Annotated in this window: 17 protein-coding genes and 1 tRNA gene; 9 read left to right on the forward strand and 9 right to left on the reverse strand. The window is 58.4% G+C overall.

Annotated features, from left to right (window positions below):
* Window positions 1–1,321, forward strand: a 1,321-nt coding sequence (locus AB7S84_RS01405) for a hypothetical protein (RefSeq protein WP_428152780.1), incomplete at its 5' end; no start/stop codon positions are given.
* Window positions 1,322–1,414: 93 nt separating this feature from the next.
* Here AB7S84_RS01405 and rpe read toward each other — a convergent pair.
* From rpe to AB7S84_RS01430, 5 genes are all read right to left on the reverse strand, one after another.
* Complete coding sequence (rpe, locus tag AB7S84_RS01410) at window positions 1,415–2,086, reverse strand: ribulose-phosphate 3-epimerase (protein WP_020877526.1); 672 nt, start codon at window positions 2,084–2,086, stop codon at window positions 1,415–1,417.
* A 166-nt stretch (window positions 2,087–2,252) separates the two neighbouring features.
* The gene (gene rsmB / locus AB7S84_RS01415; protein ID WP_428152781.1) at window positions 2,253–3,710 is read right to left on the reverse strand and encodes a 16S rRNA (cytosine(967)-C(5))-methyltransferase RsmB; all 1,458 of its coding nucleotides are present in this window, start codon (window positions 3,708–3,710) and stop codon (window positions 2,253–2,255) included.
* 64 nt (window positions 3,711–3,774) lie between these two features.
* Window positions 3,775–4,725 (reverse strand): methionyl-tRNA formyltransferase, encoded by a 951-nt coding sequence (gene fmt / locus AB7S84_RS01420; protein ID WP_428152782.1) that lies wholly within the window; start codon window positions 4,723–4,725, stop codon window positions 3,775–3,777.
* Window positions 4,718–5,230 (reverse strand): peptide deformylase, encoded by a 513-nt coding sequence (gene def / locus AB7S84_RS01425; RefSeq protein WP_428152783.1) that lies wholly within the window; start codon window positions 5,228–5,230, stop codon window positions 4,718–4,720. Before def ends, fmt begins: the two co-directional genes overlap by 8 nt.
* A gap of 285 nt (window positions 5,231–5,515) precedes the next feature.
* A complete protein-coding gene (locus AB7S84_RS01430; RefSeq protein ID WP_428152784.1) occupies window positions 5,516–6,451 on the reverse strand; it encodes a bifunctional riboflavin kinase/FAD synthetase in 936 nt (311 codons plus the stop codon).
* A 110-nt stretch (window positions 6,452–6,561) separates the two neighbouring features.
* Between AB7S84_RS01430 and AB7S84_RS01435 the strand changes: the two genes are divergently transcribed.
* The 3 genes from AB7S84_RS01435 (at window position 6,562) to AB7S84_RS01445 (ending at window position 9,896) form a co-directional block, all read left to right on the forward strand.
* Window positions 6,562–6,648 (forward strand) — tRNA-Leu (locus tag AB7S84_RS01435).
* A gap of 367 nt (window positions 6,649–7,015) precedes the next feature.
* The gene (fusA, locus tag AB7S84_RS01440) at window positions 7,016–9,100 is read left to right on the forward strand and encodes an elongation factor G (RefSeq protein WP_428152785.1); all 2,085 of its coding nucleotides are present in this window, start codon (window positions 7,016–7,018) and stop codon (window positions 9,098–9,100) included.
* 58 nt (window positions 9,101–9,158) lie between these two features.
* Window positions 9,159–9,896, forward strand: a complete 738-nt coding sequence (locus AB7S84_RS01445; RefSeq protein WP_020877532.1) for a hypothetical protein — start codon at window positions 9,159–9,161, stop codon at window positions 9,894–9,896.
* 80 nt (window positions 9,897–9,976) lie between these two features.
* Here AB7S84_RS01445 and AB7S84_RS01450 read toward each other — a convergent pair whose 3' ends face one another.
* Genes AB7S84_RS01450 through AB7S84_RS01460 form a run of 3 tightly spaced genes read right to left on the reverse strand, consistent with a single transcriptional unit; the run spans window position 9,977 to window position 11,906 of the window.
* The gene (locus AB7S84_RS01450) at window positions 9,977–10,807 is read right to left on the reverse strand and encodes a hypothetical protein (RefSeq protein ID WP_428152786.1); all 831 of its coding nucleotides are present in this window, start codon (window positions 10,805–10,807) and stop codon (window positions 9,977–9,979) included.
* Between the two features lie 58 nt (window positions 10,808–10,865).
* Entirely contained in the window at window positions 10,866–11,288 is a 423-nt protein-coding gene (locus AB7S84_RS01455) for a roadblock/LC7 domain-containing protein (RefSeq protein ID WP_020877534.1), read from the reverse strand.
* 12 nt (window positions 11,289–11,300) lie between these two features.
* A complete protein-coding gene (locus AB7S84_RS01460; protein WP_020877535.1) occupies window positions 11,301–11,906 on the reverse strand; it encodes a GTP-binding protein in 606 nt (201 codons plus the stop codon).
* Window positions 11,907–12,284: 378 nt separating this feature from the next.
* Between AB7S84_RS01460 and AB7S84_RS01465 the strand changes: the two genes are divergently transcribed.
* The 4 genes from AB7S84_RS01465 (at window position 12,285) to glmM (ending at window position 16,770) form a co-directional block, all read left to right on the forward strand.
* Window positions 12,285–12,635, forward strand: coding sequence for a ComEA family DNA-binding protein (locus AB7S84_RS01465; protein WP_020877536.1), 351 nt, complete (start codon window positions 12,285–12,287; stop codon window positions 12,633–12,635).
* 426 nt (window positions 12,636–13,061) lie between these two features.
* Window positions 13,062–14,027, forward strand: a complete 966-nt coding sequence (locus tag AB7S84_RS01470; protein ID WP_020877537.1) for a glycosyltransferase family 2 protein — start codon at window positions 13,062–13,064, stop codon at window positions 14,025–14,027.
* Between the two features lie 44 nt (window positions 14,028–14,071).
* Window positions 14,072–15,343, forward strand: a complete 1,272-nt coding sequence (locus AB7S84_RS01475) for a UDP-N-acetylglucosamine pyrophosphorylase (protein WP_020877538.1) — start codon at window positions 14,072–14,074, stop codon at window positions 15,341–15,343.
* 71 nt (window positions 15,344–15,414) lie between these two features.
* Window positions 15,415–16,770 carry a phosphoglucosamine mutase gene (glmM, locus tag AB7S84_RS01480; protein WP_020877539.1) on the forward strand — a complete coding sequence of 452 codons (1,356 nt, stop codon included), beginning with the start codon at window positions 15,415–15,417 and terminating at the stop codon, window positions 16,768–16,770.
* Window positions 16,771–16,862: 92 nt separating this feature from the next.
* Here glmM and AB7S84_RS01485 read toward each other — a convergent pair whose 3' ends face one another.
* On the reverse strand, window positions 16,863–17,564 hold the full coding sequence (locus AB7S84_RS01485; RefSeq protein ID WP_020877540.1) for a Bax inhibitor-1/YccA family protein: 702 nt from the start codon (window positions 17,562–17,564) through the stop codon (window positions 16,863–16,865).
* A gap of 167 nt (window positions 17,565–17,731) precedes the next feature.
* Here AB7S84_RS01485 and AB7S84_RS01490 point away from each other — a divergent pair, with 167 nt between their 5' ends.
* On the forward strand, window positions 17,732–18,010 hold the full coding sequence (locus AB7S84_RS01490) for a hypothetical protein (protein WP_428152787.1): 279 nt from the start codon (window positions 17,732–17,734) through the stop codon (window positions 18,008–18,010).
* Window positions 18,011–18,024 lie beyond the last annotated feature (14 nt).

Raw genomic sequence — 18,024 nt, forward strand, 5'->3', positions numbered from 1 at the left:
CACGGCGGCCCTACTGCTTCTCTTCCGGTGGATGGAGACCGGCTTCGGGTTCGGGAGCCTGACGGGTTCGGCCGTATGTTGCGGCCTGGCCATGGGCACCAAATACAACGGCCTGGTGGTCTGCTGTCTGCTGACGTTGATTGTGCCCTGGATTTACGCGGTCCACGGACAGGATCGACGGAATCGGCGGCATCGCCTTTGGAAATCCGTCGGCTTCGGGGTGCTCTTTCTCGCCGTGGCGGCGTCGGTCTTCTCCCCATGGATGATCCGGAACTGGATCTGGAAGGGCAACCCTGTCTATCCCCTTTACAACAGCGTCTTCAACCCGCCGGAAACGGTTGCCGCCGATCCCGGGCCGAAACGGAAGCCCGGAGCGTTCAGGCGAATCTTTACCCATCGCAGCGCCATGTACCAGGAGAGTGAAGGGCAGGTCCTGCTGTTGCCCGTGAGGATCTTTTTCCAGGGGAAGGACGGCAGCGGCCAATATTTTGACGGCCGGCTCAATCCGTTTCTGCTGATGTTCACGGTGTTGGCCTTTGTCGGCATGAGCGGGAAAGGGCGTCCTTCCGGACGGTCGGATTCTTCGGAGGCCATGGGTTCGTCGGATTCGAGGGGAGGGGAGAAGGAAACGTGGATATCCGGACAGAAAAAAATCCTCCTGGCCTTTTCAGTGCTCTATTTCCTGGCGGCGGTCTTCAGCACGGTGCTGCGGATCCGGTATCTCGTTCCCATGGTTCCGCCCCTGGTGATTCTGTCGGTCTTCGGGATGAAAAACAGCATGGATTTTCTGGAGAGGACTTTTGTCGAAAGCCGTCGGTTGGTCCCCGTCATCGCCGGCGCGGCCCTGACGGTCTGTTTCGGATTGAACGCCCAGTACGTCCTGACCCAGTTCCGGGTGGTGGATCCCCTCTCCTACCTGAGCGGGGAGGTCGATCGGGACGCCTATATCACCCGATACCGGCCGGAGTACCCCGTGATGCAATACGCCAACCATCACTTGCCGGCCGATGCCCGGATCCTTTTCGTCTTCATGGGCAAACGGGGCTACTATCTCGACCGGCCTTACCAGCTGGACGGCGAAGGCGCCGCGAGCCTCCTCATGAAAGTCGCGGGCGAATCGGAGACCCCCGGGGCGATGCTCGAGCGGCTCCGGGCCATGGGCATCACCCATATCATGCTTCAGTCCGACATCTTCAACCGCTGGGTGATCGAGGATTGGCCAAAGGAGAAAAGGCTTCTTCTGGAGGGGTTTTTAAGATCCCGCACCACACTGGTCCATTCCCACCACCGCTACGGCCTGTTGGCCCTGGCCGCACCCTAGCGGCTGACGCTGACGGGAAAACAGGCCCCGGGGGTCAACCGCCGAAAGGCGGCGGCGGGAACAGCGGAAATTTCCTGGGACGTGCGTCCGCTGTCAGGCGGCGTCGATTTTCGCTCGGAAGTCGTCGATGGTCTTTTTGTAGTCGGGGCTGCCGAAAACAGCCGAGCCGGCCACGAAGACATCCACGCCCGCGGCCGCGATCCGGGCGATGGTGGCGCGGTTGACCCCGCCGTCGATCTGGATGAGGGGGCGGGTCTGGGTCTCGGGCACGGCCGCATCGATCATGCCGCGGATGCGGCGGATCCGCTCCAGGCTGTTCTCGATGAATTTCTGACCCCCGAAGCCGGGGTTGACGCTCATGACCAGGATGTAGTCCACATCCGCCAACACCCACTCCACCGCGGAGAGGGGGGTCGCGGGATTGAGCACCACGCCCGCCTTTGCGCCGGTCTCCCTGATGAGCTGAATCGTACGGTTGAGATGGACGCAGGTCTCCACCTGGACGGAGATCCAGTCCGCGCCGGCCCTGGCGAAATCCTGAATATAGGCGTCCGGATTTTCGATCATCAGGTGGACGTCCAAGGGCAGCCGGGTCGACTTCCGGGCCGCCTCCACGACGATGGGCCCCATGGTGATGTTGGGAACGAAGTGGCCGTCCATGACATCGATATGAATCCAGTCTGCGCCGGCCGTCTCGACAGCCTTTATCTCCTCGCCCAGCCGGGTAAAGTCCGCCGACAGAATCGATGGTGCAATCAACTTCATAAAGGTATCTCCTTTTCCTTTGCGTCTTTGCGCCTTTGCGTGAGCAACTGCTGCATCGAGGTCCCACGCCAAGCCGCAAAGCCGCCAGGACATAAGCCGCAGATTTTTATTTTTCTACGTCTTTCTTTGCGCCTTTGCGTGATCAATCTTTGCGGCGTTTCCGCTATCACATTTTCCGAACGAAGCAAACCGAAAAAAAACCGTCCATGCCGTCCCGATGGGGAAAGGTCCTGAGACAGCCCTCCGGCGTGATCAGGGCGCGCATGCCGGCGGTCAGATGCTCGGCATCCATACGGACCCTGAAGTGGGGATGCTTTTCGAGGAAGGCCTCCGCCACGGCGTCGGTCTCCTCGGGTTCCATGGAGCAGACCGTATAGCCCAGAATCCCCAGGGGCTTCACCAGGGGCGCGAGACGGCTCAGAAACCGGAGCTGCCGCTTGCGATAGCCGTCGAGGTTTTCCTTGGCGGCGGACCATCGTGCATCCGGGTTTCGGCCGAGCACCCCCAGCCCGGAGCAGGGCGCGTCGACGAGAATCCGGTCGAAGCGGTCCCTCCAGTCCGGCGGCAGGTCCGCATCGAGATCGCTGTGGACAGGGGTCGTAATGGCAATGCCCAGGCGGACACACTCCGCGGCAAGGCCCTCCAGCTTCCGGGCGTCGACATCCAAGGCAAGGATTTGACCCCGGTTCTCCATCAGTCCGGCCAGGTGGCCGGTTTTGCCGCCGAGGCCGGCACAGGCGTCCAGCACCGTCTCTCCGGGCCGGGGGCCCAGGAACCGGGAGACCAGCTGGGCCGCCTCGTCCTGCACCTGAAACAGGCCCGAGCGAAATGCCGACAGGTCGGAAACTGTGGTGCCAAGGCCCTGGATGACCACCCCGTCAGGAGATACGGCCGTCGGTCGGGCGGTGTCGACCTCCGGGGCCAGGGCCGAGAGAAGCCCTTCCCGGGTCGTCCGGAGGGTGTTGACCCGGAGGGTGAGGGGCGGGATCCGGTTGAAGGCGTCGCAGAGACTGGCGGCATCCGCCGTGCCCCAACGCTTCAGCCATCGCCGGATGAGCCAAGGGGGAAAAGACTTTCCCTTTGCCAGAGCCCGGACCGGGTCGGTCTCCATGTCCGGAAAGGGGATCTTTCCGCGGGACCGGATCGCCGAGCGGAGCAGGCCGTTCACGAAACCGGCGATCCACGGCGGAGCGAAGGCCTTGGCGATGTCGACGGCGGTGTTTACGGCGGCGGAATCCGGGATGCGGTCCATGTGGAGAATCTGGAACAGACCGATTCTGAGGAGATTGAGTACGTCCGGATCCAGTTTCGCCAAGGGCGTCCTGGAGAGATGATCGATGACGTGATCCAGGGCGGCCCGATGCCGCTGCACCCCGAAGACAAGGGCGTGGATCAGGTTGCGGTCGCGCCGGTCCATGGGGGGAGCCGTTTCGAAAAAGGCGTCCAGCACCGCATCCAGAGGTCGCCGCTCCGCATCGAGACGCTTAAGAATCGTCCATGCCGCACCCCTGGGCGTGCCCAGGGCATTGACGGCGGCGGTTGCGCGTTTTCGAGGGGGAACCGGTGCGGGATGCCGGGGTTTCGGGCGGCGGTTCGGAATTTTCCGGCCGGTTTCATGGGACATGTCGGATCCTTGGAAAGCGATTGGGAGAAAGTGATCGGGATATGGGGCCGGACCTGGAATTCAATCAGGTCAGCAATTTTCCCGGCGGGATCGGGCACCCCCTCAGGAAATCCTGGACGGTCAGACGTTTTCCGGAAGCACCCTGCAATTCCAGAACGGAAATGACGCCGCTGCCGGCGGCCACGCGCAGCTCTCCGGGAAAGCTTCTGATGACGGTGCCGGGGGCCGCTCCCGAATCGGAGGGATCGTTCGGGACCGTCCGGACCTTGAAGATCTTGAGGCGCTTATCCTCCAGAAAGGTAAATGTACCGGGCCAGGGATCCATGCCCCGGACAAGGTGGTCGATGGCCTCGGCGTCCCGGGACCAGTCGATATGACCGTCCGTCTTCCGGAGGAGGGGGGCATAGGTGGCAAGATCCGGATCCTGGGGTACGGGGCGAATCCGGCCCGTCTCGATCCTGTCTATGGTTTCCAGCAGCAGCGTCGCCCCCATTTCAGCCAGCCGGTCGTGGAGGGTGCCGGCGGTGTCGTCGGGCAGGATCGGGGTTTTGGCCGTCAGCAGGATATCGCCCGTGTCCAACCCCTCATTCATCTGCATGGCGGTCACGCCGGTTTCCGTTTCGCCGTTGATGACGGCCCATTGGATCGGCGCGGGTCCCCGGTACCTGGGCAGGAGGGAGCCATGGATATTGATGCAGCCGAACCGCGGCAGGTCCAGGAGGGACTTGGGAAGAATCCGGCCGTAGGCGATGACCACGATGATGTCCGGCCGGATCCCGGCCAGGCGATCGAGAAAGGCCGGTTCCCGCATCGATCCGGGTTGACTCACGTCATAGCCCAGCGTCAACGCCGCCTTTTTCACCGGCGGCGGCTGGACCTTTCGGCCCCGCCCTTTCGGGCGGTCCGGCTGGGTCACCACCAGGCTGACACTCCGGCCGCTGCCGCCCAGTTTTTTCAAAGCGGGCACGGCGAAATCAGGGGTGCCCATAAAGACGATGTCGATGGGTTTATTCATTGTGCCTGATCTGTTTCAGGATTCTTTTCCGGTAAAGCTGCCGCTTCAGGGCGCTGATCCGGTCGATGAACAGGACGCCGTTGAGATGGTCGATCTCGTGCTGAAGAACGACCGCCAGAAAGTCGTCCCGTTCGATCCGGACGGGCTTGCCGTCCCGGTCCACCCCTTCCACCACGACGGCGGCGTTGCGTTTCACGTCGGCCCTGAAGTCGGGGACGCTCAGGCATCCCTCGTTTTCCGAGATGATCGTGCCCTGTGCCTCGACAATCCTCGGGTTGATCAGCACCTGAAGCGACGGCCGGTCCTCCCCGGGGTTGCCGTCATAAACGATCAGGCTCTTGTCGTGTCCGACCTGAATGGCGGCGAGGCCGACCCCCGGCGCCGCGAACATGGTATGCGCCATTCGATCGATCAGGTTCTGCAACTCGCCGTCGATGTTCTCCACCGGTTTGGTCGGCTGCTTGAGGAATTTGTCGGGGTAGGTGACAATTTCCAGAGGTTCCATGACGTCCGTCTTCCTTGTGGGTATATATAGTGTCGCTTTTTGTGTCATTGCAGGATACTCGCGGTGAAGGGTTCATATTGGGGATGACCGTCGTGGGCGGGTCGATCAACCCGCATCCGGCGGCCGTCCGTAACGGCAGATCTGTTGCGCGTGTCTCCAAATTTTTATTGTAATCATTAAATTCGGATGTGAAAGGTTTCATGGCCGGAAAAGCTGAATCGCCATGAAATCAACGACAAGCGGATCGATCACCACCGGCGCGGAACATGACGGGGGATGCAGTGGTTACAACGAGATCATGTTGCGGGCGGTTTCGACATCGCGACGGATCTGTCGGGAGAGCGCCTCTATCCCGGAAAACTTGATTTCATCCCGAATGCGCTCGATGAAGTTCACGCGTATTTTCTCGCCGTAGATGTCGCGGTCGAAATCGAGGATATGGACTTCCACCGTGAAGACGTGGTCGTCGAAGGTGGGGCTGTATCCGATGTTGGCGACCCCTTTGTACCGGCCGTCCCGACACGCCACGGTGACGGCATAGACGCCCGTCCTGGGGGCGAGTTCATCGTAGAGCTTGATGTTGGCCGTTGGAAAACCCAGCAGCTTTCCTCCCCGATTGCGGCCGCGCTCGACCGTTCCACGGATCTGATAGTGACGTCCCAGAAGCTTCTCCGCCCCCGTCACGTCGCCCGCCGTCACCAGCTCCCGGATACGGGTGCTGCTGATTCTCGACTTGCCGTTGGATTGCGTCTGTATCCAGTCGGCAACGATCAGTTCGAAGCGATGGGTGGCGGCCCGGGCTTTCAAAAATTCGAGATTGCCTTCGCGGTTCCGGCCAAAGGCGTAGTCGCCGCCCACAATAAAGGCCTTCATGCCGATGCGGCGGATCAGGATGTCCTCGAGGAACGCTTCGGCGGGAATGGATGCGAACTCCCGGGTGAAGGGGACACAAACGAGCACGTCGATGCCCGTCCGTTCGATGAGCTCGACCTTCTGCTCATACAGGGTGATGAGCGGCGGATGGCTGTTCTGGTGCAGCACCCGGATCGGATGCGGTTCGAAGGTCATGGCAACAGAGGTGCCGTCGATTTCCACGGCTTTTTCGATGACCTCGTGGAAAAGGGCCTGATGTCCAAGGTGAACCCCGTCAAAATTTCCGATTGTGATCACTGCATTTGGAAAAGGATTCGCTATGTTGTCTATGCCTTCAATAAGCTTCATCGTAATTTCGATTTCCTTTAAAAATTGGCTTGACATCAAATTCGAAACCGTATATATACCGCACAACACGAACGAAATCAATCTTTCTTTTCAAGGTTGGTTAACGTCGAGCCGAAGTGGCGGAACTGGTAGACGCGCTAGGTTCAGGGTCTAGTTGCCGTACGGCAGTGGGAGTTCGAGTCTCCCCTTCGGCACCAGCAAGATAAAAAAGGCGCACTTTAAGAGTGGCGCCTCTTTTATTTTGTTGTGTTGTCTCTGGTTCGTAAACGAATGGACAGCAGTGTTTCCCATGCATCGTATTGACATTGCCGCAACTGGAAATTAAGTTGTTTACGCTCGCGAAGACGCCTCTTTGTTGACCCAGCGCTCCCCCCGCGACAGAGGAATTTCACAAACCACAGTTTCTACCCGGCAGCATCCAGAGAGCGGCGATACCGACCCGGCGACCCCTCACGGTTATTTCGGGGGGATCGGCCGGATGATTTTCGGCGTTTTGCCGTTATATTCAATATAAGATACATTCAAAATAAGACACATTAAAACCTCAGTAAAGGGACCATCACCATGCATAGCGATATACAAAAAGTCCGGAATATCGGTATCAGTGCCCACATCGATTCGGGAAAGACCACGCTGACCGAACGGATACTCTTTTATACTCAGCGCATTCACGCCATTCACGACGTCAAGGGCAAGGACGGCGTCGGCGCCACCATGGACTCCATGGAGCTCGAAAAGGAGCGCGGCATCACCATCGCCTCCGCCGCCACGTTCTGCGAATGGAAAGGCCATGAGATCAATATCATCGATACCCCCGGGCACGTCGACTTCACCATCGAGGTCGAGCGGTCTCTCAGGGTGCTGGACGGGGCCGTCCTGGTGCTCTGCGCCGTCGGCGGAGTTCAGTCCCAGTCCATCACCGTGGATCAGCAGATGAAGCGATACAAGGTCCCCTGCATCGCCTTCGTGAACAAGTGCGATCGCAGCGGCGGAAATCCGTTCCGCGTTATTCAACAGCTTCGGGAAAAGCTGGGACACAACGCGGTGGCGATGCAGATCCCCATCGGGATGGAGGCCAAATTCAACGGTGTGGTGGACCTGGTCTCCATGAAGGCCGTCTATTTTGACGGCGACAACGGCGAAACGGTTCGGGTCGAGGCGGTGCCGACGGCATTGCGGGAAGAGGCCGAGGAGAAACGCGAGATTCTTGTCGACGCCGCGTCCATGTTCTCCGATGAATTGACCGAGGCCATTCTCGAGGAGCGGGACATCCCTGAAGATCTGCTTCTGGACGCCGTCAGACAGGGCGTACTCAAGCGGGAACTGACGCCCGTTTTTATGGGCTCGGCCTACAAGAACAAAGGCGTCCAGCCTCTGTTGAACGGCGTCACGCGGCTGTTGCCGTGCCCTGCCGACGTCGTCAACGAGGCCCTGGACATGGAAAAGGACGAGGCGATCGTTGCCCTGAGCAACAATCCCAACGATCCCATCGTGGCGCTCGCCTTCAAGCTGGAGGACGGGCAGTACGGCCAGCTGACCTATATCCGCGTTTACCAGGGTGTCCTCGGCAAGGGGAACACCATCGTCAACGTCCGGACCGGCAAAAAGGTCAAGGTCGGCAGGGTCGTGAGGATGCACGCCAATCAGATGGAGGATATCGAGTCCATCCCGGCCGGATACATCGGTGCCCTTTTCGGGATCGACTGCGCCTCGGGCGACACGTTTACATCCCCGGGACTCAGCCTGACGATGACCTCCATGTTTGTCCCGGCGCCGGTGATCTCGCTGGCTATCGTGCCCAGGGACAACAAATCCCAGATCAACATGTCCAAGGCCCTCAACCGGTTTACCAAAGAAGATCCCACCTTCAAGACCTACGTGGACGATGAGACGGGGGACACCATCATCTCCGGCATGGGTGAGCTGCATCTCGATGTCTACATCGAGCGGATGCGTCGGGAATACAAGGCCGAGGTGGAGACCGGGCAGCCGAGGGTCGCCTACCGGGAGACCATCACGCGGACGGCCGAGTTCAACTACATCCACAAAAAGCAGACCGGCGGGTCCGGCCAGTACGGCCGGGTGGCGGGCTATATGGAGCCCGTGGACGAGGAATTCGTGTTCGACAACCAGGTGACCGGCGGATCGATTCCGACCCAGTTCATCCCTGCCTGTGAAAAGGGTTTTCGGGCCTGTCTCGAGAAAGGGCCCAAGATGGAGTTTCCGGTGACCGGTGTCAAGATCGTCATCAACGACGGGGCATCCCATTCGGTGGACTCCTCCGATATGGCCTTCCAGGCTGCCGCACGCGGCGCCTTTCTGGAGGCCTATGCCAAGGCGGCCCCCGTCATTCACGAGCCCGTCATGAAAGTGGTCGTCGAAACCCCCACCGAGTTCCAGGGGGCGGTGATGGGGCTGTTGAACCAGCGGCGGGGCATTATCGTCGGATCCCAGGATGAAGGTCCCATGTGCGTTATCGAGGCCCAGGTGCCGCTGTCGGAAATGTTCGGTTTTTCGACCGTCCTTCGATCGTCGACCCAGGGAAAGGCCCAGTTCACAATGGAGTTCTCCGCCTACAAACAAATTCCCAAGGGCGTTGCGGACGAGTTGGTCAAGAAGCTTGCCAAAGATAAAAAGAATGCTGCCTGAGATCCGCCGAACGGTATCGTCGGCCAGGGTCATTTATTTGAGGGAAAGGAACTTCAACATGGAAAAAAAAGAAATCATCCGGCGTAATCCACTTAAAATGATGGGTTATTCGTCCGAAGATGTTCTTTCCGATGGGGGATTCGGCGCATTGACGGCCCACGCCGGGGTCGGCAAAACCGCGTTTCTGGTCCAGATCGCCATTGACAAGCTGCTGCGGGACAAGAACGTTCTTCACATCAGCATCGATGAACCTGTGGAAAAGGTCTGCCTGTGGTATGAACAGGTTTTCCGGAATATCGCCCAACGCAATCATATCAAACAGGCGGACCCCTTTTGGGAGGTCATCCTGCCCAGGCGCTTCATCATGACCTTCAAGGTGGACGGTTTCAGCGTCCCGAAACTGGAGGAGCGCATCAACGACCTCTCGGAGCAGGGAATCTTTCTGCCGCAGATGATCCTGATCGACGGGCTTCCCTTCGAGGAGATGGGCCGGAAGACCTTTCTGGATCTCAAGGCCGCTGCCCGGAATCTGGGGGTCGGCGTCTGGTTTACGGTGAAGACCCATCGCCATGAGCCGTCCGGACCCGGCGCGATTCCTATCCCGATGACCGGCATCGAGGACCTTTTCGATGTGATTATCGAGCTTCAGCCGGACGGAAAGGAGATCTATGTGAAAGCCCTCAAGGGCGGACCGCCGGCATCCGAGATCGTGGAACTCGCATTGGACCCCTCGACCATGATGATCCGGAACCCCGACGGGGAACTCGTCTCCGAATCCGACCGCAAAGCGCAATAAGACGCCTCTTCGAAGCCCTGAATCCCGCGGCGTGCCCTGAAAGGTGCGCGCCGCGGTGACCGGAAGCGGCAAAGAAGATTTTATTCTTTTTCTTCCACCAAACGCCGGATATCTCTTCTCAACATCGCAAATTCACGCTGAAGGGTCTGCTGGATCTCGCGCGCGGCAAGGATAATCTCCTGGGCCATGTGGCTCATATCCCTGAAATCCATTGTCGTTTGAGATGCCTCGAAAGATGCGTCATCCGTCGGTCGGGGCGGCGGGGGCGCCGCTGCATCGGCAACGGCGGGCACATGGTGAGTGCGCTTTCCGGCGGCTTGAATCTCCCGCTTCAGTTTTTTGTACCCGGTGACGTGGGTGATCAGGAGTTTCTTCCTGGCGCCGTCACTCATGTTTTCCGAGAGTATCGTCCGTTCAAGGCTTTCATAAGCCGAATGCAGCAAGGTAATGGCATCGACATGGGCCCGGGCGAGCTTTTTCCGGATGTATTTCCCCAACGACCCCAGAAGTTGCAGGAACGCCAGGACGATCTTGTCGCCCTGATACAGGGATTCCAGCTTGAGGATCTCCGCTTCGAGTTTTTCCATCACCGAATCCGTGATCTCCCATTCGAGGGACATGATGATGGACTTGAGGTCTCTGATCGGGGATCGCTCGATCCGGTCGGCGTCGAATTTTTCGACAACCGTCGCGACCTCGTCCGCGGACGGCGTCGTTTTGTCGAACGATTCCTTTCCGGGACGTCGTTTCACGGCTTCGGCGTCATTCTCCTTCCGATCCGAGTCCATCCAATCCGGCGAAACTCCGGCAGTGACGTCCTTCTCTTCTTCTCCGAACAGATCGTCCAGACGGCTGTCGACCTCGGCTGTGATGCTGTTTTCGTCGACTTTTCTCGTATCACCGATTGCCAATGGTAATCCTCCTGTTCAAGCGGCGTTGGATACTGCGTGATCCATCGCGGTCAGACCGTTAATCCCAGATGGCGGAGATTTTGTCGATCGCTTCGGCAACCTTCAATCGCAGCAACCCCAGAGAGACCCTTGTCCCAAAAATGGAGATGAGCAGGAAATCCTTCTTGACCTTGCTGAAGTGGATACTTTCCTTTTCCCCTTTATGAAACAGAAGGGAAAACTCACTTTCTCCAATCAGCCTGGCCATGGTGTCGACAGCGGCGAAATTGGCCGAGGCCAATGCCGCGAGGGAATATAAATCATGATCGCATTCGCCGTTGTCCGCCTTGGCGATGATATTGCCCGCCAGGTCGATCAGCAATATACTGTGGGCGCCGCTCTCGACGAGGTCTTTGAGAATGATGCTCTCTATGGTTTCGAGCTGTTCCTGACTGAAGGCATACGAACTGAAAGCCAGATCCTCATTGAAATCGGGTGTCAATGACCTGCCCTCCTATTTTAGGGTCCTTTGCAGGGACGTCATGGTTAGTGAGATGATCTTTTTGAGGGTCGGGATCACATTTTCTCCGGAAAGGGCGCTGGCAGCGAGCGACGAGACTTTCAGTTGACCGTTCAGGTCTTTTTCCATCTGTTCGAAGGACATGACGGCGATCCCTTCTTTTTCCAAATCCCTTTTATTGTATTGCAGCACCAGGGGAATCTTGAATATGCTTTTTTTGTAAACAGCCAGGTTTTCCTGCAGGTTTTTGAGCGAGATCATGTTGTCCCGCCGCTGCTCCACCCGGGAGTCCGCCACGAAAACCACGCCGTCGACGCCCTTGAGGACGAGACGCCTCGTGGCGTTGTATTTGATCTGGCCGGGAACGGTATACAGCTGAATTCTTACATCATATCCCATTATTTTTCCGATGTCGAAGGGCAGGAAATCGAAAAAAAGCGTTCGATCGCCGTGGGTTTTGATGCTGACCATCTCCGATTGGATGCGTTGGCGGAATTTGGAAAAGACATATTCGAGATTGGTCGTTTTTCCCCCGCGACCCGGACCATAGTAGATGATTTTTGCCTGCACTTCCCTGTTTTTCAGATTGACGAATGCCAAGCCAGGTCCCTCCCGGGTTCGATGCGTCGATGATCAGGCATCGCGATCAAAAGACGCAACCGTAATCCAATAATTTTATTTATAGCATTAAGGAAAGAGACGGTCAACAACCGCCGACGGGTTTTCTGAAAAATTTGATCCGGATTTCGGCATCCGGTCAGAAAACAGACTGCTATATAGGCAGAACTACCTATCGGAAAATAGGTATTTTTGCCGATTGAAACGGATGCCGGATAGGTGTATCAAAATTTCATATAACTTTTCTCATTTTTTGTCGTGGCGGCGGTCTTCTCGATCCTGCGGTCGGCCGTGAAAGGCGACTTTCCGAACGAGGACACCGCCGGATGAGAAATCAACCCGGACGAATAAGGAGGAAGTATGAAACGGTTCAAGGTCTTGACGGCGGCAGTCATGGTGATGGGATGTATTCTTTGTTTTTCGACCTGTCTTTGGGCGGGTGAATCCGGCAAGGTGAACATCAATACCGCTTCCGCAGAGGAACTCGCCGGCCTGAACAGGATTGGATTGAAAACGGCGGCCAGAATCATTGAATATCGGGACAGCGTCGGAAGATTCAACGCTCCGGAGGAGTTGATGAACGTCAAGGGAATCGGCGAAAAACTATTCGACCTGAATAGGGATCGAATCATTGTGGAGGGCAACGACGCACCGGAAAGGACAGGCGACGGTATCAGTCAAAGCGATGCGTCGAGCGGCAGCAAAGGATAATCGGATCCATTCCCCCTCACCGGCACCGGCCGCCCCGACGGGGCGGCCGGTGCGCCATTTTAGCGGTTGACCCCATGTCCGTTTTGTGGTCAATATCTGATCGCTGTATATTTTTTCCGCGAAAAATCCGGTCCAAACGCCATAAGATCCGATGTGCCCGACCGCATCGGTTTACGATGTAACCGATCCGGCAAAGCGATATCCGCGATCCATGCCTGCGGCGTGTTAAACCCCTCGGCATTCATTTTTGTATACTCGCGGCGGTTTATCTGTTGATCGGAGCGCTTTTCATCGGAAGGAAATGCGCATATGGCATGATATTGAAGAGTCTTTGGGACGGCGGCAACAACCCGGTTCCAAACGCTTGTGTCGGGGTCGATTTCCCGTTTTGTCAAGCGCGTTGAAGGACCCTGAAAGTAGGCGGCAATGATCGACGTCATTATTGTAAACTATAACAGCACCGACCATCTGCTCAACTGTATAGCATCATTCTACACGGACATCCAAAGGTTTGGCGTGACCGTATACGTCCAGGACAATGGGTCGACGGACGGTGTGGACCGGGTGTCGGACCGCTATCCTCTGGTCAGGCTTCACAAAAATATCGTCAATCTCGGTTTTGCCGGAGCGGTGAATCAGGCGCTTTGCCGATGTAAGGGCGATTATGTGATTTTATTGAATCCGGATGCCGTTCTCGAGGAAGGATTCCTGGATGCTGCCGTCGAATTCATGGACAGGCGCAGGGATGTCGGCATAATGGGGCCGAAAATCCTGGACCGTGACGGGAAGCTTCAGAATTCGGCAAGGGCGTTCCCCAGCCCCCTCACCGCTCTTTTTGGGCGTTCATCCTATCTGTCCAGACGATTTCCGCAAAATCCCGTCACCTCGCGAAATCTTCTCAGCATGAGCTGCGACGGCGAAACCCCGATGTCTGTCGACTGGGTGTCCGGGGCATGCATGGTGGTTCGAAAAAAAGCCGTGGAGCAGACGGGGATGCTGGATGAGCGCTTTTTCATGTATTGGGAGGATGCGGACTGGTGCAGACGAATGTGGGCCGCCCGATGGAAGGTCGTCTATTGTCCGAAAGCCGTTGCCTATCACTATATTGGCGGCAGCAGCGAAAAATGTGCCGTCCGGTCCGTTTGGGAGTTTCACAAGAGCGTCTGCCGTTTTTTCGATAAGTATCTGCCTCCCCGTCTTTTTTTTGCAGGACCGCCGGTCTTTGGACTCCTCTTTTTGCGCTTTCTTGCCGTGATGCTCACAGCCGCGGTGAAACACCCGATCCGGCGCGTTGAGGCCGGAACCCTCCTTGCCGAACCGCCGCCGGGGGCAGCACCGTGTCGGCAATACCAGCGTGTTGATATCGGAAGCACCAACTCCGGGCCCTGCTGATGAGAGAAATGCGGGCTGAACGGTGGATAGAAAGGTAGACGACGATGGCTCTTCAGGAAAAGCGCGTACAGCGCGTACAGGTCGATCTGTTGATGAAAAAGGGTGTGAAGATCCCCAATCCGGACAGCGTGATCATCGGGCCGGAGGTCGATATCGACAGGATATCGGGGGAAGGGGTCACCTTCTGGGGCGGCACCAAAATATTCGGAGAGTCGACCTTGATTCTACGGGGTGCGGAGATCGGCTACGAGGCGCCGACAACCCTGGAAAACTGCCGCGTTGGTCCGGAGGTCAGCCTCAAGGGCGGTTATCACAGCGGGGCGGTATTTCTGAAAGGGGCTTCCGCCGGGTCCGGCGCCCATGTCCGCGGCGGAACCATTCTCGAGGAATCGGCAAGCATCGCACACACCGTCGGTCTGAAGCAGACGATCCTGTTCCCGTTCGTCACCCTGGGCAGCCTCATCAATTTTTGTGACTGCCTGATGGCCGGCGGGACGGGGAAAAAGGACCACAGCGAGGTGGGCAGCGCCTACATCCACTTCAATTACACTCCCAACCAGGACAAGGCGACGGCATCGCTTCTGGGGGATGTTCCCCGCGGCGTGATGTTGCGGGAGCGCCCCATATTTCTGGGCGGGCAGGGTGGGCTGGTGGGGCCCTGCCGACTGGCCTTCGGGACGGTGATCGCCGCCGGCTGCGTCTACCGCAAGGATGAATTGCGTCCGGACAGGCTCCTCGTGGGCGGGGCGCCCCGGGGGATGAGCGTTCCGTTTGCACCGGGAACCTATCCCGGCATCCGGCGGGTGTTCGTCAACAATATGAATTACATCGCCAATCTAACGGCCCTGATGCAGTGGTATCGATTCGCCCGCAGTCGCTTCCTCTCGGAAGACTTTCCCCAGGCCCTGCTGGACGGGCTGATCGCCGTTCTCAATGCAGGCATTGACGAGCGCCTGGCCCGGATGCGGGCGCTGGCGGAAAAAATGCCCGCCGCCATCGATGCTTACCTGACCAGTGCCGGAGATAAGGCCTCCCCGCAGCTCGTGGCGAACAAGCGCGCGTTTTTCGAACGATGGTCCGAGGTGGCGGATACCGTCGAAAGAGCACGGGAGTGGGGCGGAGACGACCGGATTCGCAACGTGTTCCTGGAGGGTCTGGATGAAGCGGCGGCGCGTTGGGGGAAGGACTATGTGGCCACGATTCGGGCGCTGAGCCCATCCGCCGCAGGGGCGGGAACGCATTGGCTGGACGGGATTACATCGGCCGTGATGGATCGCGTCCTGGCCGTGATTCCCGAGATGGGGCCCTCGGATTAGCGGACCCCGGGATGGATGACATGGCGTTTGTATCTCAAGACAAACCGAGAATCAGAAAGAGGTCGGTTGATATGGGTCAACTTTTTGGCACCGACGGCATCCGCGGGGTTGCCAACCGGTATCCGATGACGTGCGAAACGGCGCTGAACGTCGGTCGCGCGGTGACATCCTATTTTTCCAACGGCGGACGTCGTCCCAGAATCATCGTCGGGAAGGACACGCGCCTTTCCGGCGCCATGCTGGAGTATGCCCTGGTGTCGGGCATTTGTTCCGCGGGGGGAGAGGCCGTACGGGTCGGCGTGCTGCCGACGCCGGGTGTGGCGTGCCTGACGGTCCTGGACAAGGCCGACGCCGGGGTCATGATTTCAGCCTCCCACAACCCCTTTCAGGACAACGGGATCAAGATTTTTGGAAACGACGCGTTCAAGCTTTCGGACGAGGCCGAGGCCGACATCGAGGCGCTTCTGGGACGGGAAGATCATCTCAGGGATTTGTGCGCGTCCATTCAGGACGTGGGGGGCGACGCCGTCATGGTCGATCCGGAGGAACGGTACGCCCGGTTCCTCCTGTCAGCCCTCCCGGCCGGGTTCGGACTGGCGGGCATGAAGCTGGTGCTGGACTGTTCGAACGGCGCGACGTTTCGCGTGGCGCCGTCGGTCTTCAGGAGGCTGGGTGCGGACGTGACGCCGCTTTTCATCGCTCCCGACGGCCGGAACATCAACGAGGGCTGCGGCTCACAGCATCCGGAGCGATTGGCCGAGCACGTTGTCGCGACGGGCGCGGACGTCGGCCTGGCCTTCGACGGCGACGGCGACCGGCTGATCGCCGTCGACGACAGGGGAGGGGTGGTCACGGGCGACCAGATGCTTGCCGTGTGCGGCGCTTATCTGAAACAGAAGGGAAGACTGGCCAACGGGCTCGTTGTCAGCACGGTGATGAGCAATATCGGGTTGGCCATGGCCTTCAGGGAAATGGGGATCGTCCACCGGAAAACCGATGTGGGGGACCGTCACGTCGTCCGGGAGATGCGTCGATCGGGGGCCGTGTTGGGCGGGGAGGATTCGGGTCACATGATTTTTCTCGACCGCCATACCACGGGCGACGGCATCCTGACCGCCCTTCGGCTGCTGGAGGTGATCCGGGACTCGGGAAAACCCTTGTCGCGGCTGACCCAGGTGATAACGGTATATCCCCAGATCCTGATGAACGTGGCGGTATCCGCCAAACCGCCCATCGAAACGATCCCCGCCATTGCCGAGGCCGTTGCCGAGGTGGAAAATCTGCTGGGGGATCAGGGACGGGTGCTGGTTCGGTATTCGGGTACCCAGCCGCTTTGCCGGGTGATGATCGAAGGGCCGACGGCGGAGGAGATCCGCCGCTATTGCAGCCGGATCACGGAAGCGGTGAAGTCGGCCATCGGGGAATGAAAACAGCGGATCCTCCGCGGCAGGGCCACGGAGGATCGCGATATTTCCCGTCATCGGGTCAAGGTGAATGCCCCGACCCGGAAAGCGACGCTTTAATCCCGGCTGCCGCCGAAAATCCTGAGCAGCATCAGAAAGAGGTTGATGAAGTCGAGATAGAGGGAGAGGGCGCCCAGGATGGCGCCTTTCCGCAGCACGGCGCCGTCAAGGCCGTCGGGCTGGGTCATGGCCATGTGTTTCAGCTTCTGGGTGTCGTACGCCGTGAGACCGACAAACACCAGGACGCCGATGTAACTGATGACCATGGCCATCCCTGAGCTCTGCACGAACATGTTCACGACCGAGGCGATGATGATGCCGATAAGCCCCATCATCAGGAAGCCGCCCATGGACGTGAGATCCCGCTTGGTCATCATGCCGTAAATGCTGCACGCCAGAAACGTTCCGGCACAGATAAAAAAGGTCGATGTAATGGACGATGCCGTGTAGGCGAGAAAAATCACCGACAGCGTCAGGCCGTTCAGAACCGCGTACAGGATGAACAGCGCCGTCGCCGTGGATGCCTGCATCTTGCCGACCCTCGCGCTGATGGAAAAGACCAGTACGAGCTCCGCGATGATCAGGCCGAAAAAGAGCAGCCGGTTTCCGAAAATAAGTTGCATCATTGCCGGGCTGTTCGCCACCATGAAGGCGGTGATACCGGTAAGCCCCAGTCCGACCGCCATCCAGTTGTAAACGCTCTGGATGAACGAATTGACCCTGACTTGCGGTAAGGCTCTTTCATGAGTATACTGCATTGATTCCTCCTGTTGAAGTTAATCGTGATCACTCACTTTTTTGAACCGGAATATAACATGGAATCGCTTTTTTTCAAGACAAATCCGACCGATTTCCGGCAAGATGACCAAGATGTAATGCGGTCTCAGGTTATGGGCGCCGGGTGTCGCCGGGAGTGAGCGTTGGCATGGAGATGACGTCGGAGCAGTTGTTTGAAGCCATGAAGACGGCGGCGGAACGGCTGGGGGTTCTGGTGGCCGAGAAAAGCTTCCGGAACGTCGGGATTCCCGTGGAGAGCGGTCTGTGTACGGTCAGGGGGAAAAAGATGTTCATCCTCGACAAGAACCGGACGCTGCGGGAAAAGATCCGGCTGCTGGGTGAGTGCCTGGCCGAGTTGCCCAACGAGGAAGTCTACCTGATGCCGTTCATGCGGGAGTACATCGCGGAACTGAAAAGGGGCGGATGAATCTCCTTCTGATA

The sequence above is a fragment of the Desulfococcus sp. genome (assembly GCF_050178255.1).
GTDB lineage: Bacteria > Desulfobacterota > Desulfobacteria > Desulfobacterales > Desulfococcaceae > Desulfococcus > Desulfococcus multivorans.